Genomic DNA, 24,811 nt, shown 5'->3' with positions numbered 1-24,811 from the left:
TCAGGTATGACTGGTCGCTTGGTACTCGCCGCAACACCCATGGGAGATGTCGGTGACGCGTCTCCGCGCCTACGCGCCGCACTCGCAACCGCCGACGTCGTGGCAGCAGAGGACACCCGACGAACCAAGTCGTTGGCCTCGTCGCTCGATGTGACGATCACCGGGAAAGTAGTCAGTTTCTACGACCAGGTGGAGGTTGCCCGTCTGCCCGGGCTGGTTGCAGCAGTCGCCGAAGGTAAAACTGTCCTGCTCGTGACCGATGCCGGTATGCCGTCGGTCAGCGATCCCGGATACCGACTGGTCGCGGCGTGCGTTGCCGAGAACCTGAAGGTCACCTGCCTTCCCGGGCCGTCCGCCGTCACCACTGCTCTTGCGCTGTCCGGACTGCATGTCGAGCGGTTCTGCTTCGACGGATTCCCCCCGCGCAAGGGTGGGCAACGCAAAACCTGGTTCGCTGGACTCGTCACCGAGCAACGCGCCTGCGTGTTCTTCGAGGCACCGCACCGCCTGGCCGATTGTCTGGCCGACGCCGTCGAGGTTCTCGGTTCGGAGCGTCGCGCAGCTGTCTGTCGTGAATTGACCAAGACCTACGAAGAAGTGAAGCGCGGAACGCTCGGCGAATTGGCCGCGTGGGCAGCGGAAGGTGTGCGCGGCGAAATCACCGTGGTACTCGAAGGTGCTGTTCTGGTGGCGTCGGATCCTGTCGATCTGGTTGACGAGGTGGAACGCCTGGTTGAGGGCGGAGCCGGTCTGAAAGACGCGTGCGCCCTCGTAGCCACAGCCGGGGTGTCCAAGCGAGAACTGTACGAAACGGTGCTCGCAGCTCGTAAGGACTAGCGGCGCACTGCCGGCGCTGCTCTAACGGCGCACTGCCGGCGCACCTGGCCGGAGGTTGGCGTCGTCGGCTGCAGCCTGGCCGGCATGCCAGCCTTCGGCGTCGACGGAGCGTCCGCGTGCCTTTCGGGTTCGCGGGAACATTCGCTCGAATTCGGTGTCGACTGCTGCCGACGTCGTCGCCAGAATCGGCAGGAGGTCGGCGACGTCCATCGATTCTGCGTCGGCGGCCTCAGCGGTGGCTTTGGTGCCGGCGTCGCGCAGACGCTGCCCGATTCGATTGGCGAAACCAGTCAGAAATCCCTTGCGGAATGACGTCGTGCGAGAACCGCCACGATTGCTGGTATCGGCGAATTGCATTGCGCGAGTGGCTTGCACCAGCAATGAGGTGAACAGCATGTCGACCTGTTGAAGGTCGACGGGGGTGCCGATGACGGTGGCGATGCAGATGTCGCTGAACCACACCGCGCGTACTCGGTTGGCATCGCCGATTGCCGTGAGGAGGTGGACTTTTTCCTTGACGTACGGGTTGTCCAGGTGGATGCGACGGCCGTCGACCGTGGTGCCGGTGACGCCGGTACGTGAGTGCAGGAGTGCGGAATCGATGGCGTATCGCGTCATCAACTCCTGGGCCTTCTCAGTGAAGATCTCGGCTTCCTCGGCGAAGTTGGTGGCCTCGGCTTTGGCGAGGAGACCACGAATTCTCTTGAGTACCTTGGCATCTACTTCGGTAGCCGCGCCGGAATAGCTGCTCTCGGTGCGCTGCGCCGGCCACGTCGACGGCATGGGAAGCAGTAGGTTCCAGGGCGCGAGGCGCGTCCAGCTCATGGCCACTTCGGCGACCTGTGAAACGAGGAAGTAGGGGTCCTCGAACAGTAATCCGGCAGCAAGGGATCGAAAGAGACTGTCGTCCAGAGCGATTCGGGACGCAATGCGGTGCGAATTGGGGTACTGCTCGCGAATGGATTGTAGTTGGCCGACCCATTCGAGTGGTGCGCGATCTTCCGCCTTGGTTATTGCAGCCTCGAGCAGGACGGCCGTAGCCGCGAGATCCGCATTCGAGGAATCTTTGCTACGGCGTGCCAGGTGGATGATGTCGGCGGGTTGCCACCCTCGTTCGTAGCTGCCGGTGAGCTCGGCCATCAGGGCCCGGGCGGCTGCGACGGACTGGGGGCTGACTTCGTGGGAGGACACGTGGGCTCCGTTCCAGGGCAGTGTCTGCGCCGATGCGGTAGATCGAAAGTATGTTCTATTCGTCGTCATGGACGCAGTGTGCACGTGGGGTCCGACACACTTGATTTCAATCAGGCGTATCGGACCCCACGTGGTGCGTCACTCTTCTACGAAGCGCGGAAAAACCGGTGCCGGAGCAGGCAGGGCCTGGTTCGCGACGATGCGAACGGCAACGTCGGTGAACTGGCGGTGCTCTTCGTCCTGGCCCAGCAGGTCCAAAATCCGCGAAGCCGCGTCAGGCATGATCGGCTGCACCAGAATGCCCACGATGCGCACCACTTCGAGCGTCACGTAGAGAACCGTCGCCATCCGTGCCGGATCGGTCTTGCGCAGAACCCACGGCTCCTGCTTGGAGAAGTAGCGGTTAGTCTCACCGAGGACGGCCCACATCGCTTCGAGAGCCAGATGCAGAGCCTGCACGTCGAACTCTTTACGGCACTTGGCCAAGAGCGCGTCGGCGGACGCCAGCATCGCCAGATCGTCCTCCGTGAACTCGCCGGGAGTGGGGACCTGCGCGTCGCAGTTCTTCGCGACCATCGTCAGCGAACGCTGGGCGAGGTTGCCCAGTTCGTTGGACAGATCGGCATTCATGCGCGTCACGATCGCCTCGTGGCTGTAGCTGCCGTCCTGGCCGTACGAGATCTCACGGAGCAGGAAGAAACGGACCGCGTCGAGGCCGTACTGGTCGACCATCGCGATGGGGTCGACGACATTGCCGACGGACTTCGACATCTTCTCGCCCTTGTTGTACAAGAAGCCGTGGACAAAAACCCGCTCGGGCAGTTCGATGCCGGCGGACATCAGGAATGCAGGCCAGTACACGGTGTGGAACCGGGTGATGTCCTTGCCGATGATGTGCAGGCTGGCCGGCCAGAACTTCTTGAACTCGGCGGTGTCGACGTTCGGGTAACCCACGCCCGTCAGGTAATTGGTGAGGGCGTCGACCCACACGTACATGACGTGATCGGGGTCGCCGGGAACCGGGACGCCCCAGTCGAAGGTGGTGCGTGAGATCGACAGATCTTTGAGGCCGCCCTTGACGAAGCTGACGATCTCGTTGCGACGGGTCGCCGGGGCGATGAACTCGGGGTGCTCTTCGTAGAGCGCGAGCAGACGATCCTCGTACGCGGAGAGTTTGAAGGTGTAGTTGGCCTCCTCGGTCCACTCCACCGGGGTACCGGTCTCGGTGGAGTGGCGGGTGCCGTCGGTCTGAAGCGTGGTCTCGGCTTCGGTGTAGAAAGCCTCGTCGCGAACCGAGTACCAGCCCGAGTACGTGTCGAGGTAGATGTCGCCCGATGCGGCCATCTTCTCCCAGATTGCCTTGCTGGCCAGCTGGTGATCGGCGTCAGTCGTGCGGATGAAGCGGTCGTACGAGATGTTCAGGACCTTGTCGAGGTTCTGGAATACGTCGGAGTTGCGGGCAGCGAGGTCGCGGACGTCGATGCCCTCTTTGATCGCTGTCTGCTGCATCTTCAGACCGTGCTCGTCGGTGCCGGTCATGAAGAACACTTCATAACCGTCCAACCGCTTGAAGCGGGCGAGTGCGTCCGAGGAGATGTACTCGTAGGCGTGGCCGATGTGCGGTGCACCGTTGGGATACGCGATCGCGGTAGTGATGTAGAACGGCGATCGATCCGCGCCTTCCTGGGCAGCGGAGTCCGGGCGCGTGGTCTGGGAGGGTGAGGCAGGCACAGTCATGGTGGGCTTACTCTATCGGGCGTGAGCAAAGACCGTCCCGCCCCCGATGCCCCTGAGCCCTTGTCGCCTCTGATCGACGCCCATACGCACCTCGATGCGTGTGGTGCGCACGACGCGGCGACCGTTGCTGCGATAGTCGACAAAGCCGAGGCCGTCGGCGTCGGACGGGTGGTGACCGTGGCCGACGACCTTGATGCCGCGCGGTTTGCCGTCGATGCCGCGAACTGGGATTCCCGTGTGTACGCCGCCGTCGCGATCCACCCGACCAGGGCCAATGTGCTCGACAGTGAGACGAAGGCGGAGATCGAGCGGTTGGCTTCGGATCCGCGGGTCGTCGCGGTGGGGGAGACGGGACTCGATCTCTACTGGCCCGGCAAGCTCGAGGGCTGCGCCACCATCGAGGAGCAGGTCGACGGCTTCCGCTGGCACATCGACCTCGCGAAGCGTCTGGGCAAGACGCTGATGATCCACAACCGCGAAGCAGATCAGGACTTGCTGCGGGTGCTGAATGAAGAAGGCGCTCCCGAGACCGTCGTGTTCCACTGCTTCTCTTCGGATTCGGAGATGGCGCGGGCGTGCATCGACGCCGGCTACGTGTTGAGTTTCTCCGGCACGGTCAGTTTCAAGAATGCGAAGGCGCTGCGCGAGGCCGCGCTGTTGGTGCCGTCGGATCAGTTGATTGTCGAGACCGACGCACCGTTCCTGACGCCGCATCCGTTCCGCGGCGCGCCCAACGAGTCGTACTGCCTGCCTTACACAGTGCGTGCGTTGGCCGACATCCGCGGCGAGGATCCGCAGGTCTTGGCTGCGGCGTCGACTGCGACAGCGGAGCGCGTCTACAAGCTCTGAGGTTATTCTGGGCGCACAGGTAGCTCCGCGCCCGGGACCGTCGTGTCCCGGTTCGCCTATTGCGCGGAGTCTTGAAGATGCACAACTTCACCGAGCCGACGCCGGTCGACTCTTCGGTAAAGATCATCACCGTCCACATCGAAACGTGGGAGTTCGAGTGCTGTGCGCCGCTCCCGATCGTCGGCGAAGAATCTTCGTGGGCCCTGCACCCGATACGCGACTCGCTGTGGTTCGACGGATCGGTTCACGGTGGTATCTATCCCGGCGACGTCGAACGCACTACCGGCACCGTTCTCTCGATCAGGGTCATGGACACGGCACTTGTCATCGAGTTGGCTGTCGCCAGATGTTCGTGAATGCACGCAACGCGGCGCACCGAGTCATATCCGACCATCCGGCGTCGAGTTGTGTGCAGAAATGGCCGGCCCCGTGCGCCTTTTTGGTAGTGCCGACTACCAAAAAGGCGCACAGGGGCTTTGCCCCTAAAGCACCTTGCCCAGGAAATCCTGGGTGCGCTTCTGCTGCGGATTACCGAACAGATCTTCCGGCTTTCCTTCTTCGACGATGTAGCCCTCGGCCATGAAGATGACCCGATCGGATACCTCGCGGGCGAAGCCCATCTCGTGGGTGACGACGACCATCGTCATGCCCTGCTTCGCGAGGTCACGCAGGACCTGCAGAACCTCGCCCACCATTTCGGGGTCGAGGGCGCTGGTGGCCTCGTCGAACAGCATGATGTCCGGGCTCATTGCGAGTGCGCGGGCGATGGCGACGCGCTGCTTCTGGCCACCAGACAAGCTGGCGGGCTTGGCGTCGGCCTTTTCTGCGAGACCGACCTGGGCAAGCAGTTTCACCGCGATCTCCCGAGCCTGTTCCTTGGTGGAACGGCCCGTTTGGACGGGTGCGAGCATCACGTTCTCGACGACGCTCATGTGAGGGAACAGGTTGAAGTGCTGGAACACCATGCCGATGTGCTGGCGCACCTTGTCGATGTCGACCTCTTTGTCGGTGAGGTCGAAATGGTCGACGCGAACCGTGCCCGCAGTGATGTCTTCGAGGCGGTTGAGGCAGCGTAGGAAGGTGGATTTACCGGAACCCGAAGGCCCGATGACACACACCACTTCACCGTTCTTGATGTCGACGTCGAGACCTTTGAGGACTTCGTTGTCGCCGAACGACTTCTTCAATCCCTTGACTTCGATTTTGATCTCGGTGTCGGGCTTGCTTGGGTTGACAGCTGTTTCGGTCACTTGTTGATCCTCTTTTCGAGGCGATTCGAGAACTTGGTGAGCGCCATGATGATGATGAAGTACATGACGCCGATGATCAGCCACATGTTGAAGGACTGGAAGTTGCGCGCGATGATGATGCGCCCGGTCTGAGTGAGCTCGGCGAGTCCGATGACCGACAGGATCGACGTGTCCTTGAGGGTGATGACGAACTGGTTGATGTACGACGGGATCATCGTGCGAACTGCCTGCGGCATGATTACTTTTCGCATGGTCTTCATGTAGCTGATACCGAGGCTGCGAGATGCTTCCATCTGGCCCTTGTCGACGGAAAGGACTCCGCCGCGGACGATTTCGGCCATGTACGCGCCGGCATTCAATGAGAGCGTGATGACACCGGCGGTGAAGGCCGACATCTGGAAATCGAGCGCCGCCGGGATGCCGAAGTAGATGAAGAAGGCCTGCACCAATAGTGGTGTGCCACGGAATATGTCGACGTAGGCCGTGCCGATGCCGCGTACGAAGATGTTGGTCGATACCCGGCAGAGTCCGAAGATGCCGCCGAGGACCAAGGCGATGGCGATCGAGACGACAGATAGGACGATCGTCAGCCAAAGGCCTTTGAGCAGTTGGGGATACGTGCTCTTGATCAGTCCGATGATGGAGTTGTCGGACGTCGTTGCATCTGCACCGACGTAGGTCTGAACGATCTCGTCGTACTGACCGCTGTCACGCAGGTTCTGAAGTCCCGCGTTGAACATTTGCAGAAGTTCTGGATTCTGACCACGTTTGACCGCGAAGCCGTAGTTGTTGCCGGCTTCCTGAGGTCCGACGGCTTTGAATCCGTTGCCTTGTTTGATGCCGTACATGAGTACGGGGTAGTCGTCGAATATTGCTACCGAGTTCCCGGTGCGTACCTCGTCGTACATGGTCGCCGAATCGGCGAGCGTCACAATCGAGAATCCATACTTGTCTGCGATGGATGCCGCGAAATCAGCGCCCTGGGTTCCGGACTTGACGGCGACGCGTTTGCCCCGAAGGTCTTCGTACGACGCGATCTCGTTGTCGGAGTCGAGGACTGCCATCTGAACGTTGGAGGCGAAGTAGGGGTCCGAGAAGTCGAACTCTTTCTTCCGGTCTTCTGTGATCGACATTCCGGCGATCATTCCGTCGACTTGACCTGCCTGAACTGCAGCGAGAGCAGCATCGAAGCCGAGGGGTTTGATTACGACATCGAATCCCTGGTCCTTGGCGATGGCATTGAGAAGGTCGATGTCGATTCCGACGAACTCGCCTTTTTCGTTCTGGTACTCGAACGGGGCGAACGTGATGTCGGTGGCGATCGTGTAGGTGCGACCGGGTTGCGCGGCGGCAATGCCGGGGGCAAACAGCGCTGCGATGAGCGCGAGCAGGACAGCCAGGATCGGCCACCTCGGGTTACGTAGTCTGTCGAATTTTTTTCGCACTCTCGCCCAGCTTTCGTCTGTCACGCCCGGGATCGCCGGACTACTTATGACCAGACGAGAACATACTGCGTGCCGGCCTGAATCGATACACGAGTAACTGGCCGAGATAGTTACGAATACGCGACACGCCGTTGTCAATCCGTGACAAAGGTCGCAGTTCGTTGCGTTTTGGTTGCCGATACGGTGTCAGGCCGTTACCGTATTGTGACCGAACGTCCGACTGCCTTGGGATTTATTGTGTCGCCTTTTGCCAAGATCAACTCCGCGAAGTCACCGCTTCTTTATTCGATGGTGGCCGCACTGCTTCTGACGCTCATCGTCGGCGGCACGCTCGCGGTGGTCCAGCACAAGAACATCACCCTCGACGTGGACGGCGAGATGATCTCGCTGTCCACGATGTCGAGCAGTGTCGGTGGCGCTTTGGACAAGGCCGGATACGCCGTTGATTCCAAGGACGCACTCGCACCCAGTGCAGATGCCTCCCTTTCCGACGGTGACACCGTAGTTCTCCGCCGTGCACGTGAGTTGCAGTTGAACGTCGACGGAGCGCCTCAGACGGTCTGGACGACGGCGCTGACAGTTGACGAAGCGTTGAAGCAGTTCGACGTGGCCGACGATTTTGCCGTTTCGGCGTCACGCTCGCATCGCCTCCCGCTCGAGCGCACCGAACTTGACGTCATCAGCCCCAAGGTTGTCAAAGTTGCCGACGGTGGCGCACCGGCCACCGAAATCAAGCTCGCAGCCGCAACCGTCGGAGAGCTTCTCGCCGCACGCAATGCGCCGCTCGAGCAGGCCGACACCGTTGTACCTGCTGTGGATACTCCGGTCACCGAGGGTTTGACCATCGAAATCACCCGCGACCGCACCGATACGCGGGTCGAGACGCAGCCCATCGCGGCGCCGGAGAACAAGATCGAAGATCCTTCGCTGGAGAAGGACAAGACCGTCGTCGAGAATCCGGGTGTTCCCGGTGAGCGCACCGCGACCCTCGAGGTCAAGACGGTCAACGGCGTCGAGGCCGGACGTACCGAAGTTGCTGCCACGGTGGTCAAGGAACCAGTTGCGGCAGTGATCAAGGTCGGCACCAAAGAACCTGCAGTACCGGCCATTTCCAATGCGTCGACGTGGGATGCGATTGCGCACTGCGAGGCCACGGGTAACTGGGCTATCAACACCGGCAACGGTTTCTACGGTGGTTTGCAGTTCACACAAAGCACGTGGCAAGCCTTCGGTGGTGGCGAGTACGCATCGCGCGCAGACCTCGCGACACGCGAACAGCAGATCGCAATCGGCGAGAAGGTTCGCGCCGGTCAGGGCTGGGGCGCTTGGCCTTCCTGCACAAGCAAACTGGGCCTTCGCTGATGTCGCCGCTGAGCAAGATCAACGCGACCCGATCGCCGTTGCTGTACTCGATGATCGCCGCGCTGCTCGTGACGCTGGTAGCCGGCGGACTACTGGCGTTGGTCAACCACAAGACGATCACCCTCGACGTCGACGGTGAACAGATCCAGCTCAGCACCATGGCAAGCAAAGTCGACGGCATCCTTGCCGACGCCGGATACCCGATCGGTGACAAAGATGCAGTCGCACCGGCATCCGATGCGTCGCTGTCCGACGGCGATACCGTTGTTCTACGACGCGCTCGTGAGATTACGTTGACTGTCGACGGTCAGCCTCAGCAATTGTGGACAACAGCTCTCACTGTCGACGATGCGTTGAAGCAATTGGATGTCGCTGCCGACGTTCATGTTTCGGCTTCACGCTCGCAGCGTCTTCCGCTGGACGGTGCGGCGCTGGATGTTCTGACGCCTGTCGTCGCAAAGCTGGTCGACGGAGCGCAGCCTGTTGTCGACGTCCGGATTGCCGCGCCCACTGTCGGTGAGTTCTTGACCGCCAACGGAACTCCGCTGGAACCGACCGACACGGTAGTTCCCGCGGTGGATGCGCCGCTGACCGAAGGTCTCGAAATCACGGTGACGCGCAATCGCACCGAGAGCAAGGTGGAAACGTTGCCGCTCGATCCGCCGGATCAGCGCATCGAGGATCCCGCCATGAATCAGAGCCGCACGATTGTCGAGAACCCGGGCGTTCCCGGAGTTCGCGACGTAACTTTTGCTGTCAATCTGGTCAACGGTGTCGAAACCGGTCGCACTCCGGTTGCCGAGACGATCACCACACCGGCGCAGCCCAAGGTTGTCCGTGTCGGCACCAAGCCGGGCACTGAAGTTCCGCCGGTTCAGAACGGCAGCACCTGGGACGCTCTCGCGCAGTGCGAGGCCACCGGCAACTGGGCTATCAACACCGGCAACGGTTTTTACGGCGGCGTGCAGTTCGATCAGAACACCTGGGAGCGTCAGGGCGGCCTCAAGTATGCAGCCCGAGCAGACCTCGCCTCCCGCGAGGAGCAGATCGCGATTGCGACGCAAACCCAGCGCACCCAGGGCTGGGGCGCATGGCCGTCGTGCTCGGGCCGCCTCGGACTGGGTTAAGTTCTTACCTGTGTCAGACGTCGAATCGAACCAACCCATCGCCACCCCTCGCGGGCAGGCAGCGCTGCTCGGCCCGGCCGAGGTGCGCGCGCTCGCCGAGGAATTCGGTGTGCGCCCCACAAAGCAGTTGGGGCAGAACTTCGTTCACGACGCCAACACCGTGCGACGCATCGTCAATGTCGCCGGGGTCACCCGTGATGACGTCGTTCTCGAGGTCGGGCCGGGCCTCGGCTCGCTGACGATGGCTCTGATGGACGTCGTCGAGCGGGTCATCGCGGTCGAAATCGATCCGAACCTGGCGGCTCGTCTGCCCAAGACTGTTGCCGAGCGTGCGCCTGAACTGGCTGACCGGCTGACCGTGGTGGAGGCCGACGCGATGCGCGTGCTGCCTTCTCAGATTCCGGGGGAGCCGACGGCCCTGGTCGCCAACCTTCCGTACAACGTGGCAGTGCCGGTGTTGTTGCACCTGTTTGCTTCGCTGCCGAGCCTGCGCACTGCGCTGGTGATGGTGCAGGCCGAGGTCGCCGATCGTTTGGCGGCTGATCCGGGTAGCAAGATCTACGGTGTTCCCAGCGTCAAGGCCAACTTCTTCGGCGAGGTGCGCCGGGCGGGCGCTGTCGGGCGCAACGTGTTCTGGCCGGTACCCAAGGTGGAATCCGGATTGGTACGCGTCGATCGCTACGCCGAGCCGCCGTGGCCGATGGACGAGCAGCATCGCAAACGAGTATTCGCTGTAGTCGATGCAGCGTTCGCACAGCGCCGAAAGACGTTGCGGGCAGCGCTGAGTGGTTGGGCAGGTTCGCCTGCTGAAGCCGAGCGTCGACTTGTTGCTGCGGGTATCGAGCCGCAGTTGCGCGGCGAAATGCTCGACGCCGCAGCGTTTGTTCGGCTGGCTGCGGTAGAGCCACTCCACTAGATAGAAACTTCACGCGATACAGCGCACAAGTGAGCGGTTGGATTAATCCAACCGCTCACTTGTTTTGTTGCTACTTGAACCGGCGCAGCCTCAGGCTGTTGCTCACGACGAACACGCTGCTGAATGCCATTGCGGCACCGGCCAACATCGGGTTCAGCAGGCCGGCAGCGGCCAGGGGGATCGCCGCCGCGTTGTAGGCGAAGGCCCAGAACAAGTTGCCCTTGATGGTCTTCAAGGTCTTGCGTGAGAGCCGAATCGCGTCGGCTGCCGAGCGCAGGTCGCCGCGCACCAGCGTGATGTCGCTCGCTTCGATCGCGACGTCGGTGCCCGTGCCCATGGCCAACCCAAGATCGGCCTGAGCTAGTGCGGCGGCGTCGTTGACGCCGTCGCCGACCATGGCGACGATGCGGCCCTCGGCTTGCAACTTCTTGATCGCATCGACCTTGTCGGCGGGCATGACCTCGGCAAATACCGTGGTGATCCCGACCTGATCGGCCACCGTGCGGGCGACGGTCTTGTTGTCGCCGGTCAGCAGTACCGGTTCGAGGCCGAGTTCCTTGAGCTGGCGGATGGCCTCGGCGCTGGTGTCCTTGACGGCGTCGGCGATCACGAGAACGCCGCGTGCCGCGCCGTCCCAGCCGACGGCGATGGCCGTGCGTCCGGCTTCTTCTGCAGCGGCCTTGGCGACCCGCAGATTCTCGGGGAGCGTCATCGACCAGTCGGTGAGGAGTGCTTCCCGACCGGCAACGACGGCGTGTCCGTCGACTATGCCCTGCACTCCGAGACCCGCGATGTTCGCGAAGTCTTCGACGGGAGGAAGTTCGCCCACCTTTTCGGCGGCTCCCTTGGCAATTGCGGCGGCAATGGGGTGTTCGGAGCGATGTTCGAGTGCTCCGGCCAACCGTAGAACTTCGTCGGCGGTTGTCCCTTCTGCCACGACGGTCTCGAGCAGAGTCATCTGCCCGGTAGTGACGGTTCCGGTCTTGTCGAGGACGACGGTGTCGACTGCGCGAGTCGATTCCAGTACTTCCGGTCCTTTGATCAGGATGCCCATTTGAGCGCCCCGTCCGGTACCGACCAGCAATGCGGTGGGCGTTGCCAATCCGAGTGCACAGGGGCAGGCGATGATCAGGACTGCCACTGCGGCGGTGAAGGCCATCTCGATGGGGCTTCCCGTGCCGAGCCAATAGCCCAGGGTGGCAACGGCAATCGCGATGACGATCGGGACGAAGATCCCTGAGATCCGGTCGGCAAGGCGCTGAACTTCGGCCTTGCCGTTCTGGGCATCCTCGACCAGTGCGGCCATGTGCGCGAGCTGTGTGTCACTGCCGATGCGGGTGGCTTCGACGGTGAGTGTGCCGCCCACGTTGACGGTTGCCCCGACGACACTGTCGCCGATGCCAACCTCTTCAGGTACCGATTCGCCGGTCAGCATGCTCATGTCGACGGCGGATCGGCCTTCGGTGATGACACCGTCGGTGGCGATCTTCTCGCCGGGACGGACGACGAAGATGTCGCCGGCCACCAGGTCTTCAGCGGGAATACGTACTTCGGTGCCGTCCCTCAGCACCGCGACGTCTTTTGCGCCGAGTTCCATCAGCGCACGGAGTGCAGCGCCGGAGGTGCGCTTGGATTTGTGCTCGAAGTAGCGTCCGGCCAGCACGAAGGTGACGACGCCGGCAGCGACCTCGAGATAGATGTTGGCGCTGCCGTCCATCCTGTCGACGGTGAAGCTGAACGCGTGCTTCATCCCGGCTTCGCCGGCAGTTCCGAAGAACAGTGCGTACAGAGACCACAGGAACGCCGAGATGGTGCCCAAGGAAATGAGCGTGTCCATGGTGGCGGCGCCGTGACGCAGGTTGACCCAGGCTGCCCGGTGGAAAGGCAGTGCCGCCCAGACGATGACCGGTGCGGCCAGCGTCAGGGAGAGCCACTGCCAGTTGGTGAACTGGATGGCGGGGATCATCGCCATGGCGATGACAGGCACGGACAGGACTGTCGAGACGATCAGCCGATTGCGCAGCTCGCGAAGGTCGCGGTCCTGAGTGGTTTCGGTGTCCTCGTCGACGGAAGCTGCTGATGTCCGAGGCTTGGGTAGCGCAGCGGAATAGCCGGCGTTTGCGACGGTGGCCAGTAACTCGTCAGTGGATACCGTGTCGGGGTAGGTGACCTTCGCCTTCTCGGTGGCGTAGTTGACTGTTGCCGTCACACCGTCGATCTTGTTGAGCTTCTTCTCGATTCGGGCCGCGCAGGAGGCGCAGGTCATTCCCGTGATCGCGAGCTCAACGCTGTCTACAGCGGTAGGCGTAGTCATCAGTGACCTCCGGTGTGATTCTCGGGTGCTACAGGTGTTTCTGCGGGTGTTCCTGCGGTGACCGTGAATTCGGCTGTGCGGACGACTCCCTCGTGCTGGAAGTCGAGGAAGAAGCGGTAGGTGCCTTCGCTCGGTGCCTGCGCGTGGAAGGAGATGTCGGGACCGGCGGCTGTGACGCCGTCGCCGGGTTCGCCTTCGGGATGAACGTGCAGGTAAGCGAGGTCTCCGGTGCGCAGCGCGACGAGGTGGCCGTAGGCGCCGAGGTACGGGTCGAGATCGGTGACCGGGACGCCGTCCCTCGCGACGTTCAGCGTGATCGGGCCTCCGGCGGTGGTGAGATCACCGTCGAGGGTGACGGTGTAGCCGTCGACCGACGCGGTTGTGGATACCGGAGGTAGGGGAGCCGGTGTGAATTCGCCTGCCACGTCGATGTTTCGGCCAAGCGTCAGCTGGGTGCCGTCGGTGGGATCGAAGTCCGCGAAGGCTCGGTAGGTGCCCGCGCTGGGCCAGGTCCAGTCGATGGACCAGGTGCCGTCGGCGGCGAGAACCGGGTGTACGTGACGGAACTCGCTGGTGTCGCTGCGAACGACGATCAGGTGGAGTTTCTTCTCGTGCAGTGTATCGAAGTCGACTACCGGCTGGTTGTGGCTGTCGAGGATGCGAAAGCTCAGAGTTCCTGCCGCGCCCGACCTTTCGGGGGCAGTGACATCACTGAGTGTGTATCCGCCGGACGAGACTTCGAGTCCGGCCGGTGTTGCGGCGTCTGCGGCGGGCATGGATTCGTGGGTGCTGTGCGAGGTGGTGGACATGTCTATCGGGCTTCCGATTGCGGCCCCCACGCCGAGGGCGGCGCCGAATACGGCGACCAGCCCTACGGCGTAGGTGGCAAGTGTTGTGGAGGTGCGCACGGCTGACTCAGCTTGGTACGACGGAGTAGCCGGCTTCGTCGACTGCTGCGACGATGTCGGCTGCGGGGACGGGTGCGTCACTGATGACGGTGACTCGGCCGCTCGCCAGGTCGACGTCCACTGCGGTTACGCCCGCAATGTTGCCGACTTCTTCCTTGACGGATCCGACGCAGTGTCCACAGGTCATTCCGGAAACGGTGTATTCGGCGGTGGTCATGGCGAGCCCCTTCGGTTGATTCAACTCTAGTGTACGGATACCCGGTGTGGGTATCGCTTCGAGATTTAAGGTACCCCCGGGGGGTATACCTGTCAATGGGGTGGGAGGTGATCTGGGACTCAAACGAGACAAAGCTGCAGATCTGTGATCTACTTGTGTTGGTCGTAAGTGTTTGTGTTTGTGGTTCCACGCTCGCAAATGGTTAAGTTGCGGACGTTTGGACATCCTCCACGGATTTGTCTCAGAACGGTCGTAGTAAGTGGCCCGGGCGGTCGCAGTGACTGCCTGTAGACACTGTGTTAGAGGAGATTTACATGGCAGAGGGCATCGTGAAGTGGTTCAACTCCGAGAAGGGGTTCGGCTTCATCGCTCCCGAAGACGGCAGTGCTGACGTCTTCGTTCACTACTCCGAAATCCAGAGTGGCGGCTTCCGTACGCTCGAGGAGAACCAGCGCGTAGCGTTCGAGATCGGTCAGGGCAACAAGGGCCCGCAGGCCACCGGCGTTACCCTGATCTAAGACGCACATGATCTTCGGGTAAAACCGAAACATGACGTATAACAAAAAGGCCCCAACTCTTCGGAGTTGGGGCCTTTTTGTTTGTGCGATATTGCAGCATGTTCGAAAGGTGTTCTCACGCTTCAAGATAGCGCTGCACGACCACTCGTTGTTCGTCCGCGATTGCGCGGCACTCTTCGCGCAACTCGGGTGGGCTCACGATCGTGAAGTCGACATCGAAGGCTCGTAGCCAGTGCGCGATCGAGCGTAGTGACGTGCCGGAAAGTGCTACTACACAACGACCTTCGTCGGAAGACTCGACCGATCCCCACTGCTCACCGACCATCGGTGCGACCTCTTCGATCGATGCATGAAGCAAAACTGTTGCGCGCGTAGATGTGTACGCGCGAGCGACGCCGGCGGATACGTATTCCGCAGCTCCGCCGGCCGGTAGTTCTCGCGGTGTAAAGCGCGGGCCCGTCGGGATTTTAGGCTCCATACGGTCGACGCGGAACGAGCGCCAGTCGTCGCGGCCCAGATCCCAGGCAACCAGATACCATCGCAATCCCGAACGCACCAGTCGATAAGGTTCCACCTCGCGTCGGCTGATAGCGCCGCCGTGCGTGGTGTAGTCGAATCTCAGGCGCTCATGGTTGTGACAGACGGACGCGATCGCTGTCAATACTCCGGCGTCAACAGCACTTGCTGCCGGCGGCGTGGAAACAACGTCGATCTGCAGGGATTCGAGTCGGTGACGCAACCGCGACGGCATAATCTGGCGCAGTTTTGTCAGCGCGCGCATCGAGGCCTCGCCGATACCGACTACAGATCCGGCGGCACCGGACTGCAACGACAGCGCTACGGCCAGTACCTCCTCGTCGTCGAGTTGAAGCGGCGGCATCTCGACGCCGGCGCCCAGGCGGTAGCCGCCGCCCACTCCGACGCTGGCGTCGACGGGATACCCCAGGTCACGGAGTCTATCGACGTCGCGGCGAACTGTGCGCGGGGTGATGGCGAGCCGATCCGCAAGCTCGGCACCGGACCAGTCCCGCCGGGTTTGAAGCAGGGACAGCAACCGCAGTAGGCGAGCCGACGTCTCTTTCATGAATCCCAGTTTTGCAGAGATTGAGGACCGTAATGGTCCGCAATTGATTTTAGGTTGAATTCCCACCCGACCAATCGAGAGAAAGCGGAGGCCGACATCGTGAGTTACAGCGGGCCGATGATCGAGACGAAGGCGCTCACCAAGCACTTCGTGCAGGGAAAGAAGCTGGTCGAAGCGGTGAAAGGTGTCACCCTCGATGTTGCCGAGGGAGAGTTGGTGGCGCTACTCGGACCTAATGGTGCCGGTAAATCGACCACCCTACGGATGTTGACGACACTGCTCGAGCCGACATCCGGCACGGCAAAGGTTGCCGGTTTCGACGTGTCCGATGCTCGCAGCGAGGTGCGATCGAGGCTCGGTTACGTCGGGCAGGGGAACGGAGCAGGCCACAACCAGCGCGTTCGGGACGAGTTGGTGACGCAGGGACTCTGCTACGGAATGACAAAGCCGAGTTCGCAGGTCCGCGCCGACGAATTGCTCGGCGATCTCGAACTCGAGGAATTGGCGACTCGCAAGGTCAGCACCCTTTCGGGCGGGCAGCGGCGGCGGCTCGATATCGCTCTGGGTTTGGTGCATCGTCCACCGCTCCTATTTCTCGACGAGCCGACGACGGGGATGGACCCGCAGAGTCGGGCAAATCTGTGGGAGCACATTCTGCGGTTGCGCCGCGAGATGGGCACGACGATTGTGCTGACGACGCACTACTTGGAAGAAGCCGATTCGATGGCCGAACGCGTCATCGTGATCGACGAGGGAACGGTAATCGCGGACAACACAGCAGTTGCGCTCAAGGCCGATTTGGCCGGAGATCATCTTGTCGTGACTTTCGAGACCGCGGAGGAGGCCAGGATTGCGGCGTCGGCAGCGCAGCAGCTCATCACGGTTCGCGAGATCGAAGTTGATGGATCACGGTTGAGTATCCGTGCAAGCCAGGGAGATTCGACACTTCCGGTACTTCTACGTGATTCCGAATCCCGCGGAGCGCACGTGCTGACCGCCGATATCACGCGTCCAACTCTGGACGACGTGTTCCTCACCCTCACCGGCCGTAGCTTGCGCGAAAGCGCCGCAGCGGCTGCGTCCTGAACTCTGACGACAAAGGAAATTGCGATGACTATGACTCTTGGTAGTCCAGCTGTAGTGCGCGGCAATATTGTTCGAGATAGCGCCATTGTCATGGGTCGTGAGTTGCGGCCGATGCTGCGCGACCCCGTCAGTATCATTTTCAGCCTGATTCAACCGCTGATCTTGCTTGCACTGTTCGGGCCACTACTCAAAGGTGTTCCGGGAACCGGTGACGGCGTGTGGAATTGGTTCATCCCGGGTGTTCTGGTGATGATCGCAATCTTCGGAACGACCATGACGGGATCGAATCTGCTCTTGGAAATGCAACAGGGATCTCACGAACGAATGCTGGTGACGCCGCTGCGCCGTTCGTCGCTGCTGATCGGTCGTGCATGCAAAGAGATGGTTCCGCTTGCAGCACAGGCGATTCTCATCGTTCTGGTCGCCCTACCGCTCGGACTGGACGTGAATGCGGCCGGCGCAGCAGCTGGCATCGTTCTACTCGGAGTATTCGGCGTCGGCCTCGGGGCCTTGTCCTATGCTTTGGCTTTGGCTGTGCGTGAGCAGGATTGGATGTTCTGGGTAGTGCAGCAGACACTGATGTTCCCGCTTCTGATTCTGTCGGGAACCATGCTTCCGCTCGACGATGCGCCAGGTTGGATGAAGGTTCTCGTGAACATCAATCCGCTGGGGTACGTCGTTGATGCGGAGCGTGCGTTGTTTGCCGGCGACTTCGCCTCAGGGAGCGTCCTTGCAGGAATTGTTGCTGCGGTGAGCGTGGCAGTGGTCGGACTGGGAGTGGGAGTAAGAGCAGTGAAGTGAGGTGCGATCCGGGCACACTTGTCGGGTGACGGGGGCGTCCAGAGTTGTTCCGCTGGTCGCATGTTTTCGCCTGGGTGTTCGCAGCGCCTATTGTTGTTCCTTGTGCTCTCCGTCGTCCCTCGCCCAGTTATAGTCCGGGCCCCGTCCAAGGTGAATCTCCACCTGGCTGTCGGGGACCTGCGCGCCGACGGTTACCACGATCTGACTACCGTCTTCCAAGCTCTGTCTCTCGCTGACACCGTCACCGTGACGCCGTCCGACGGCCTGTCCGTGATCGTGACCGGAGACGACGCCGCGGCAGTTCCCGTCGACCGCACCAACCTCGTATGGAAGGCAGCGGAGTTGCTGTCGGCCGAGGCCGGTGTGGACGCCGACGTCGAGATTCTCATCGACAAGGGAATTCCCGTCGCCGGCGGGATGGCCGGTGGAAGCGCCGACGCGGCGGCAACGCTCGTTGCGCTCAACGCGCTGTGGAAGTTGGAACTCTCGCGTCGTGACTTGGACAGTTTTGCGGCCAGGCTCGGCAGCGATGTTCCTTTTTCGTTGCACGGGGGTACCGCTTTGGGGACAGGCCGCGGCGAGCACCTGGTTCCCGTACTGACTCGAAGCACCTTCCATTGGGTATTGGCGCTGGCCAAGGGCGGATTGAGCACGCCCGTCGTGTTCCGTGAACTCGATAGACTGCGCAGTGAGGGTTCACCGAACCGACTCGGCGACGCGGACGACCTGATTTCGGCCCTCACGACCGGTGATCCACGACAACTTGCACCACTACTCGGAAATGATCTGCAAGCGGCGGCGTTATCGCTCAATCCGGCACTACGGCGGACGCTGCGCGCGGGTGTCGACGCCGGGGCTCTGACCGGCATGGTGTCCGGATCCGGACCGACATGCGCTTTTCTCTGCAGTGACGCTCAGTCCGCCTTGGACGTGAGCGCAGAACTTGCGGGAGCGGGGGTGTGCCGCACCGTTCGCGTGGCGAGCGGACCCGTACCCGGAGCACGAATACTCGACAAAGCGGCAAAGGGACAGCACTGATGGCTAACTTGATCAATCTGGAAAACGTGTCGAAGTCATTCGGCGTCAAGCCGTTGCTCGACGGAGTGTCGATGGGCGTCGAGGAAGGCGAGCGCATCGGCGTCGTCGGCCTCAACGGTGGCGGCAAGACGACAATGCTCGAGGTCCTCGCGGGCGTCGAAGAACCCGATTCCGGTCGGGTCAGCCGAGTCGGCGGATTGCGGATGGCGGTAGTCACGCAGCGCGGTGTGCTGCCTCCCGGATCCACTGTCGGCGACATCGTTCTCGGGCCACTGGGCGTCGCTCAGCACGAGTGGGCCGGCAACGCCCGCATCCGCTCGGTGCTCTCGGGAATCGGAATCGACAACCTCGGAGCCGGCGGCGAGCGGTCTGCCCTCGACGCCAAGGTAGACGGCCTCTCCGGTGGTGAGCGTCGACGCGTAGCTTTGGCTGCCGCTCTCGTTCAGGATCTGGACTTGCTGGTACTCGACGAGCCCACCAACCACCTCGACGTCGAAGGCGTCCAGTGGCTGGCCGAGCACCTCGTGTCGCGTCGTAGCGCGCTGGTGGTCGTGACGCACGATCGCTGGTTCCTCGACACTGTCGCAACTCGCACGTGGGAAGTTGTCGGCGGTGGCGTCGAAAGCTACGAGGGTGGCTACAACGACTGGGTGTTCGCCCGCGCCGAGCGTTCCCGTCAGGGTGACGTCGCGGAAGAGCGTCGTCGCAACCTGGCGCGTAAGGAATTGGCATGGCTACGACGCGGCGCTCCCGCCCGTACCTCCAAGCCCAAGTACCGCATCGAGGCTGCCGAGGCTTTGATCGCCGACGTACCGGCACCTCGCGACGCTGTCGCGCTGGCGTCGTTCGCTCAGCGCCGGTTGGGCAAGGTCGTCATCGAGCTCGAAGACGCTCGCCTCGAAACGCCGGACGGCCGGATGCTGGTCGACGATCTGACGTGGCGTCTCGCTCCCGGCGAGCGCGTCGGTTTGGTCGGCGTCAACGGCTCGGGCAAGACGACGCTTCTGCGTACCCTCGCCGGAGAGCTGGAACCTGCTGCCGGACGCCGTATTCAGGGTCAGACCGTACACATCGGTTGGCTCAAGCAGGAACTCGACGATCTGCCGACCGACATGCGGGTGCTCGACGCGGTCAAGGATGTCGCAGAGCGAATCACCTTGGGTGACAAGGAAGTATCTGCCGGTCAGTTGGCCGAGCGCTTGGGCTTCACGCCCGCTCGTCAGCGGACGCCGGTGGGTGACCTGTCCGGTGGTGAGCGTCGACGCCTGCAGTTGACGCGTGTTCTCATGGCAGAGCCCAACGTTCTGCTCCTCGATGAGCCCACCAACGATCTTGACATCGACACCCTTCAGCAACTCGAGGATCTGCTCGACGGCTGGGCCGGCACGATGGTCGTGATCTCCCACGACCGGTACCTGATCGAACGTATCTGTGACACCACCTGGGCGCTCTTCGGCGACGGCAAGCTCACCAACCTGCCGCTCGGTATCGAGGACTACTTGAAGCGGCGCGCAGCAATGGGGGACGGCGACAACCCGTCCGTGGCCTCCACCGCCAGCGGTGCGTCCAAGAGCAAGCAGGTGCGCGATGGTGCTGCGGATCGTGCTGCACGCAAGGAACTTTCGAAGCTCGAACGTTCCATCGCCAAGTTCGACGACCGTGAGAAGCAGCTGCATGCGGCACTCGCCGATGCGGCTACCGACTCGGACAAGCTGCAGTCGCTCGGTGCCGAACTCAAGTCGGTTATCGCGAGCAAGGAAGCTGCCGAAGAGCAGTGGATGGAGTTGTTCGCCGACCTCGACGGCTAGACGTCAGTTGGTCGAGTTCTAGCTCACGTTGAAGTCGGGTCGTCGCACATCGAAATGATGCGCGGCGGCCCGGCGTTGTCGTTGTGCTTAGCGCAATTGCTTGGATAGATGGACCAGCGCATAGCCACTCGGGGTTGGTGTGCGATGGGTTTCCTTGTAGCCGAACCGTTCGTAGAGTCGAAGATTGCCGGTGCTGAACTCGCCGGTGAACAACCGCAAATCGGTTACCGTTGCAGGCAGGTGACTCTCCGCCAGCCCGAGCAGTCGACTGCCAAGCCCCCGGCCCTGCCTGTCCGGCGCCACGATCAGCCTGCCAAGTTCAGCCACGTGCGGACGAGCCGCTGCGATATTCAGGCGTACCGCTCCGACAAGACGAGCAGTTTCGCTGCGTAATCCGATCGCGGTCACTTCGGGGTCGGACAGTTCAGTGACCAGCTCCTCCAATGACTGCGTCAGTGGAGGAAGGCTCATATCGCTGTGAGCTTGCGCCTCGGAGACGTAGGCAGCGCGTTGCAATGTCAGCACCTCGCCGGCGTCTTCCATACTCAATGTCACGATGGATTCCATGATCAGAGACTATTCCAGTCCTCCGTTCATGGCGTCCTAACGTTGTCGATTCTCTTGCCTGAACCTTCGAATATTCCTGTATATCAACAACTCTCGATCAAAACTTCTCGAAAACCTGTCCGAAATGTCTCTAGGAATCGAAATCTTGTTCGATTAGAATCAATGTATGGGGAATCGGGAAGCGTGGCAACTGGACAGCGAGGGTCTCAAAGTCGAGGTTCTCGACCTGGTTCGCGCGCGTCACGACATGCAATCCCGCCTGGTGCACCTTGTTGTCGAGATGTTCACTCGTGACGCTCTCCCCGACACGGGCTTTCGGGCTATCGCCCAGTGGCTGCACCGGTCCACCAATCTCGAGATCGGCGAATGCAGCCAACTGGTCAGCCTCGCGCGGTTGTTCATGCTTGAACCTGTAGTCGCACAGTCCTTTCACGATGGTGACATCGATATGCAGAAGGCCCGTCAGGTGGCACAGTTCTGCCAGCACCCACCCAAGAATATGCATATCACGGACGTCGAAAAGGCTCGGGAAATCCTTCTGGACCTCGCCTCGAAAAAAGTTTCCGACTGCGACGCCATCCGCGCGGTCATCCGGCGTATCGAAAAGAAATACGGCAACCGCGACGACGGCATCCCCGTCGGCGAGGATTCCGAGCGCAACGAGTTCTACGCCTCCAAAGGTTTGTACGGCCGCGTCAGCGTCAAAGGTGACCTCGATGCCGTCAACGGCGCCCGGCTGATCGCCCTACTGTCCGGACTTTCCAAGCCGACACCCGAAATTGACGGCGTGAAAGATCTTCGTACCCCGACACTTCGACGCGCCGACGGTTTCTGCGAACTCCTGCGACGCTTCGAGATGGCCGGCCTCGGCCCCGTTGAAGGTGGCGTCAAACCGCACCTGACGATCACGGCCACCGCGAAAGACCTCACGGACCTGCAAGCTCTCAAAGATCTCCTTCCGTCCACCGAAGAACTCGGGTATGCGATCACCAACTGGGCCGGGCCTATCAGCCTCGACAGCGCCCGCATGCTGGCCTGCGATTGCATGGTCACCCGAATCCTGCTCGACCAGAACGGTGTTCCGCTCAATCATGGAATCGACGAGCGAACCGCGACAGTCCCGCAGCGGCGAGCTTTGGCCGTCAGGGATGGGGGATGCGCGTTTCCCGGCTGCGGAACCCCGCCGGGATGGTGCGACGCCCACCATATTGTTCATTGGATGGACAGTGGCCCAACAGATTTCGACAACCTCATACTTTTGTGCGGTCACCATCATCGGTTGCTGCACCACACCGAGTGGAGTGTCGAGATCGGGGACGATCGGAAAACCCGGTTCTATCCGCCGATGTCGGTGGATCCGTATCAGGTTCCGATATCGGGGAACAGTCCACCGACAGCCGCTTGAACAACCGAATATCCAGCAATGTACACCGGGGAAGAAACATGCCTCGGTGTACACGGCTGTCGCTGTCAGAACGTCACGGTGAGCTTTCCGTTCTCGTCGACGATATGAACTGTGCGACCAATGGCGGCAGGGTTGTTGCCACTGAACTGCGTTAGCTCTGCCGCATTCTCGGCTCCGGTGTGGCCGGCCACGCGCCCGCCGTCCGGTGTTGTGGCGATGACAAATCCGGTTTCCGGTTCACCGCCTCGGCCGTATTCCACCGTGGCCGTGATGATTTCCGCGTTGCCACTGTATCCGGTGACAAGTTCGGGCGCGTCCGCGGAAAGCGAGCGAGCTTCCGGATTTCCGATGTATCCGTCCGCATGAGCGGACGCGGACAGCAGTACAGCGTGTTGGTGGGTCAGGAATCCGCCATTGCCGTGGACCAGCGCGAGTTTGCCGTCTGCTCGGAGTCTTCGTGTCACTTCCGCGATGGAATGCAAGGTGTAGCTGTTGAGCGGTCCGCCGAAGAAAGAGTGCCCGCCCGTGACGCTGGGGATCGTGTTGTCGGGGAGGCCGAGTTCGCGGATCAGAAGTTTCGGAACGATCGGGAAGCAACTGTAGGCGTCGACGATATCGAGAGCATCAGCGCCCACTCCTGCGCTGTCGAGCGTGCGGTCTACTGCGTCATGCATCGCAGCAGATGCGTGGAAATTGTTGCGGCTCAATATGTCCAGTGGATCGGTGGCGCCGGCCCCACCCCAGAGATAGATCAGCTTGTCTTCGTCGACGCCGAACTCACGGGTCTTCTCGAGAGAGCAGACCACAACGGCCGCAGCCTGATTGACAAACGGCATGGCGTTGAGCATCAGTGGATACGGCTCGGAGACCATGCGGTTGCCTGGTCCGATTGTGCTGATTTCTTCTACGGTACGGACGTCCGGCGTCCACGATGCCGGGTTCTTTGCTGCAAGCTCGGAGAACGCGGCATACATTCGCGCTGACCAGGTCAAGGACTGTGCAGCGTCGTGGCCGATGGTTGCGCTGAAACTATTTTCGAACAACGGGTAGACGCGTGTCGGAACTATGAATCCGGCGCGCTGCATCTCGGGGCTACCCAGGTCGTTTGGATCGAAGCCGGGAGGTCCGCCCGGTGCGGCAGTCCACCCGATGGAGTCGGGAGTGACGCCGGACTTTCGCAGCACAGTTGTGCTGGCATGTGATTCGCCGCCGACGAGCAGTGCCACCGAGGATTCGCCGGCCGCAATAGCAGCGCCGATGCGATCGAGAAGGGCAGCAGGCCAGTGCCCACCGATGGGCGAGGTGGCGGTGGTCCTCGGCGTCGCACCCACGCGGTCGGCAAGGAGTGCCGGGAGGTCGTCGTAGGACCAGCTGACTGTCTTGATCGCGTACACGGAGTCGACGTGTTCTCCGAGTGAGGGTTGACCGCTGTCCGATAGCGCCGCAACAGTTGCTTCGTGGATCAGATCGAGCGGTTCACGGTGCCCGTCGGCGGGGTTCCATCGAAGGTCACCGACCCCGACTACGACGGGTATGCGTGATGCGTCAACCATTGTGTACCTCATTCTGGGGAGTGAACGGCCGCAAAAGGATCCCAGTCCGGGTCGGTCTGAACCTCGAGTTCGGCAGCTTTGGTGATTGCATCGGCCATCGCGCTCCCACACAATCGAGCGATGAGGGCGGCCGCCATGTCCATTCCAGCTGCAACGCCGGAGGATGTCCAACGGTTCTGGTCTTCGACCCACCGCGCTCGGGCAACCCAGGTCACCGATGATCCGTGCGATGTTGCCCATTCGTAGGCACGCTTGTTGGCGGTCGCTCGGTAGCCGTCCAGTAGTCCTGCCGCGGCAAGGACAGCGGACCCGGTACAGACCGAGGTCACGAGTTGTGCGTCTGTCGCCCACACGTTCAGCCAATCGAGGAAGGCGCGGTCTGCAACAGCACGTCGGGTTCCCTGTCCGCCAGGCACCAGAACGATGTCGGGGAGGTGGGCGTCTTCGTATCCCACCGTTGCGAGGACTTCGGTCCCTTGACTGCTTCGGACCGGTCCGGCAGTGGGCCCGACCAGTTCGACGGAAATCGTCTCCGGCACCATGCCGAACAGCCCTAGTGGGCCGAAGACGTCAAGCAGTTCGAATCCTTCGAACAGGACGATCGACAGGCGTCGACGCGATTCGTTCATGGTTGCATCATCACAGATACGACCTTGTCACCTTCTTCGACTATCCGATATCCGGCGTCATTGGTTACCGTGCAACGGCTTCCGTCGGTTTGTGTCACGGATCGGCGGCAGCGTTCCGAACGCAGGAGTACCCGGAGAGTAGGAAACAAGATCACGATCACGATCGACG

Annotated in this window: 23 protein-coding genes; 12 read left to right on the top strand and 11 right to left on the bottom strand. The window is 61.7% G+C overall.

All coding sequences use genetic code 11. The features are described 5' to 3' along the window. Positions 1 to 6: 6 nt before the first annotated feature. Positions 7 to 837, top strand: a complete 831-nt coding sequence (gene rsmI / locus BDB13_RS26535) for a 16S rRNA (cytidine(1402)-2'-O)-methyltransferase (RefSeq protein ID WP_094274406.1) — start codon at positions 7 to 9, stop codon at positions 835 to 837. 21 nt (positions 838 to 858) lie between these two features. Here rsmI and BDB13_RS26530 read toward each other — a convergent pair whose 3' ends face one another. Continuing rightward, positions 859 to 2,028 carry a DUF2786 domain-containing protein gene (locus tag BDB13_RS26530; RefSeq protein WP_254922974.1) on the bottom strand — a complete coding sequence of 390 codons (1,170 nt, stop codon included), beginning with the start codon at positions 2,026 to 2,028 and terminating at the stop codon, positions 859 to 861. A gap of 138 nt (positions 2,029 to 2,166) precedes the next feature. Further along, a complete protein-coding gene (metG, locus tag BDB13_RS26525) occupies positions 2,167 to 3,765 on the bottom strand; it encodes a methionine--tRNA ligase (RefSeq protein ID WP_094274405.1) in 1,599 nt (532 codons plus the stop codon). 21 nt (positions 3,766 to 3,786) lie between these two features. Between metG and BDB13_RS26520 the strand changes: the two genes are divergently transcribed. Together BDB13_RS26520 and BDB13_RS26515 are read left to right on the top strand one after the other, a co-directional pair. Further along, on the top strand, positions 3,787 to 4,614 hold the full coding sequence (locus BDB13_RS26520; RefSeq protein ID WP_094274404.1) for a TatD family hydrolase: 828 nt from the start codon (positions 3,787 to 3,789) through the stop codon (positions 4,612 to 4,614). Between the two features lie 77 nt (positions 4,615 to 4,691). Then, a complete protein-coding gene (locus BDB13_RS26515) occupies positions 4,692 to 4,970 on the top strand; it encodes a hypothetical protein (protein WP_254922973.1) in 279 nt (92 codons plus the stop codon). A 126-nt stretch (positions 4,971 to 5,096) separates the two neighbouring features. Here the strand turns inward: BDB13_RS26515 and BDB13_RS26510 are convergent, their stop codons facing one another. Both BDB13_RS26510 and BDB13_RS26505 read right to left on the bottom strand, forming a co-directional pair. Continuing rightward, a complete protein-coding gene (locus tag BDB13_RS26510) occupies positions 5,097 to 5,864 on the bottom strand; it encodes an amino acid ABC transporter ATP-binding protein (protein ID WP_094274403.1) in 768 nt (255 codons plus the stop codon). After that, positions 5,861 to 7,309, bottom strand: a complete 1,449-nt coding sequence (locus BDB13_RS26505; RefSeq protein WP_094274402.1) for an amino acid ABC transporter substrate-binding protein/permease — start codon at positions 7,307 to 7,309, stop codon at positions 5,861 to 5,863. The genes BDB13_RS26510 and BDB13_RS26505 overlap by 4 nt, the downstream gene beginning before the upstream one ends. A 237-nt stretch (positions 7,310 to 7,546) precedes the next feature. Between BDB13_RS26505 and BDB13_RS26500 the strand changes: the two genes are divergently transcribed. Genes BDB13_RS26500 through rsmA form a run of 3 tightly spaced genes read left to right on the top strand, consistent with a single transcriptional unit; the run spans position 7,547 to position 10,714 of the window. Beyond that, the gene (locus BDB13_RS26500) at positions 7,547 to 8,671 is read left to right on the top strand and encodes a resuscitation-promoting factor (RefSeq protein WP_094275233.1); all 1,125 of its coding nucleotides are present in this window, start codon (positions 7,547 to 7,549) and stop codon (positions 8,669 to 8,671) included. Next, positions 8,671 to 9,798: a resuscitation-promoting factor gene (locus BDB13_RS26495; protein WP_094274401.1), complete on the top strand. Its 1,128-nt coding sequence runs from the start codon at positions 8,671 to 8,673 to the stop codon at positions 9,796 to 9,798. The genes BDB13_RS26500 and BDB13_RS26495 overlap by 1 nt, the downstream gene beginning before the upstream one ends. Positions 9,799 to 9,808: 10 nt before the next feature. Next, positions 9,809 to 10,714, top strand: a complete 906-nt coding sequence (rsmA, locus tag BDB13_RS26490; RefSeq protein WP_094274400.1) for a 16S rRNA (adenine(1518)-N(6)/adenine(1519)-N(6))-dimethyltransferase RsmA — start codon at positions 9,809 to 9,811, stop codon at positions 10,712 to 10,714. Positions 10,715 to 10,784: 70 nt separating this feature from the next. Here the strand turns inward: rsmA and BDB13_RS26485 are convergent, their stop codons facing one another. From BDB13_RS26485 to BDB13_RS26475, 3 genes are read right to left on the bottom strand one after another with little or no spacing between them, the layout of a single operon-like run. Then, the gene (locus BDB13_RS26485; RefSeq protein WP_094274399.1) at positions 10,785 to 13,028 is read right to left on the bottom strand and encodes a heavy metal translocating P-type ATPase; all 2,244 of its coding nucleotides are present in this window, start codon (positions 13,026 to 13,028) and stop codon (positions 10,785 to 10,787) included. Further along, positions 13,028 to 13,936 carry a hypothetical protein gene (locus BDB13_RS26480; protein ID WP_094274398.1) on the bottom strand — a complete coding sequence of 303 codons (909 nt, stop codon included), beginning with the start codon at positions 13,934 to 13,936 and terminating at the stop codon, positions 13,028 to 13,030. The genes BDB13_RS26485 and BDB13_RS26480 overlap by 1 nt, the downstream gene beginning before the upstream one ends. A 7-nt stretch (positions 13,937 to 13,943) precedes the next feature. Beyond that, the gene (locus tag BDB13_RS26475; protein WP_094274397.1) at positions 13,944 to 14,153 is read right to left on the bottom strand and encodes a heavy-metal-associated domain-containing protein; all 210 of its coding nucleotides are present in this window, start codon (positions 14,151 to 14,153) and stop codon (positions 13,944 to 13,946) included. 314 nt (positions 14,154 to 14,467) lie between these two features. Here BDB13_RS26475 and BDB13_RS26470 point away from each other — a divergent pair, with 314 nt between their 5' ends. Beyond that, a complete protein-coding gene (locus BDB13_RS26470) occupies positions 14,468 to 14,671 on the top strand; it encodes a cold-shock protein (RefSeq protein ID WP_072689769.1) in 204 nt (67 codons plus the stop codon). Positions 14,672 to 14,786: 115 nt separating this feature from the next. Here the strand turns inward: BDB13_RS26470 and BDB13_RS26465 are convergent, their stop codons facing one another. Further along, positions 14,787 to 15,755 carry a helix-turn-helix transcriptional regulator gene (locus BDB13_RS26465; RefSeq protein ID WP_094274396.1) on the bottom strand — a complete coding sequence of 323 codons (969 nt, stop codon included), beginning with the start codon at positions 15,753 to 15,755 and terminating at the stop codon, positions 14,787 to 14,789. A gap of 117 nt (positions 15,756 to 15,872) precedes the next feature. Between BDB13_RS26465 and BDB13_RS26460 the strand changes: the two genes are divergently transcribed. From BDB13_RS26460 to BDB13_RS26445, 4 genes are all read left to right on the top strand, one after another. Next, a complete protein-coding gene (locus BDB13_RS26460; protein ID WP_094275232.1) occupies positions 15,873 to 16,841 on the top strand; it encodes an ABC transporter ATP-binding protein in 969 nt (322 codons plus the stop codon). Between the two features lie 24 nt (positions 16,842 to 16,865). Continuing rightward, positions 16,866 to 17,642, top strand: a complete 777-nt coding sequence (locus BDB13_RS26455) for an ABC transporter permease (RefSeq protein WP_094274395.1) — start codon at positions 16,866 to 16,868, stop codon at positions 17,640 to 17,642. 102 nt (positions 17,643 to 17,744) lie between these two features. Further along, the gene (locus BDB13_RS26450; RefSeq protein ID WP_094274394.1) at positions 17,745 to 18,680 is read left to right on the top strand and encodes a 4-(cytidine 5'-diphospho)-2-C-methyl-D-erythritol kinase; all 936 of its coding nucleotides are present in this window, start codon (positions 17,745 to 17,747) and stop codon (positions 18,678 to 18,680) included. Continuing rightward, positions 18,680 to 20,488, top strand: a complete 1,809-nt coding sequence (locus BDB13_RS26445; protein ID WP_094274393.1) for an ABC-F family ATP-binding cassette domain-containing protein — start codon at positions 18,680 to 18,682, stop codon at positions 20,486 to 20,488. Before BDB13_RS26450 ends, BDB13_RS26445 begins: the two co-directional genes overlap by 1 nt. An 87-nt stretch (positions 20,489 to 20,575) precedes the next feature. On the opposite strand, the gene BDB13_RS26440 is transcribed toward BDB13_RS26445, so the two are convergent. Then, positions 20,576 to 21,055, bottom strand: coding sequence for a GNAT family N-acetyltransferase (locus tag BDB13_RS26440; RefSeq protein WP_094274392.1), 480 nt, complete (start codon positions 21,053 to 21,055; stop codon positions 20,576 to 20,578). A 166-nt stretch (positions 21,056 to 21,221) separates the two neighbouring features. Between BDB13_RS26440 and BDB13_RS26435 the strand changes: the two genes are divergently transcribed. Further along, complete coding sequence (locus BDB13_RS26435) at positions 21,222 to 22,460, top strand: HNH endonuclease signature motif containing protein (RefSeq protein WP_094274391.1); 1,239 nt, start codon at positions 21,222 to 21,224, stop codon at positions 22,458 to 22,460. Positions 22,461 to 22,525: 65 nt separating this feature from the next. Here BDB13_RS26435 and BDB13_RS26430 read toward each other — a convergent pair whose 3' ends face one another. Next, positions 22,526 to 24,013 (bottom strand): acetyl-CoA acetyltransferase, encoded by a 1,488-nt coding sequence (locus BDB13_RS26430; RefSeq protein WP_094275231.1) that lies wholly within the window; start codon positions 24,011 to 24,013, stop codon positions 22,526 to 22,528. A gap of 8 nt (positions 24,014 to 24,021) precedes the next feature. Continuing rightward, positions 24,022 to 24,642: a DJ-1/PfpI family protein gene (locus BDB13_RS26425; protein ID WP_094274390.1), complete on the bottom strand. Its 621-nt coding sequence runs from the start codon at positions 24,640 to 24,642 to the stop codon at positions 24,022 to 24,024. Positions 24,643 to 24,811 lie beyond the last annotated feature (169 nt).

This window comes from Rhodococcus sp. OK302 (genome assembly GCF_002245895.1).
In the GTDB taxonomy this organism is placed as follows: domain Bacteria; phylum Actinomycetota; class Actinomycetes; order Mycobacteriales; family Mycobacteriaceae; genus Rhodococcus_F.
This window is presented reverse-complemented; position numbering and strand designations above follow the sequence as displayed.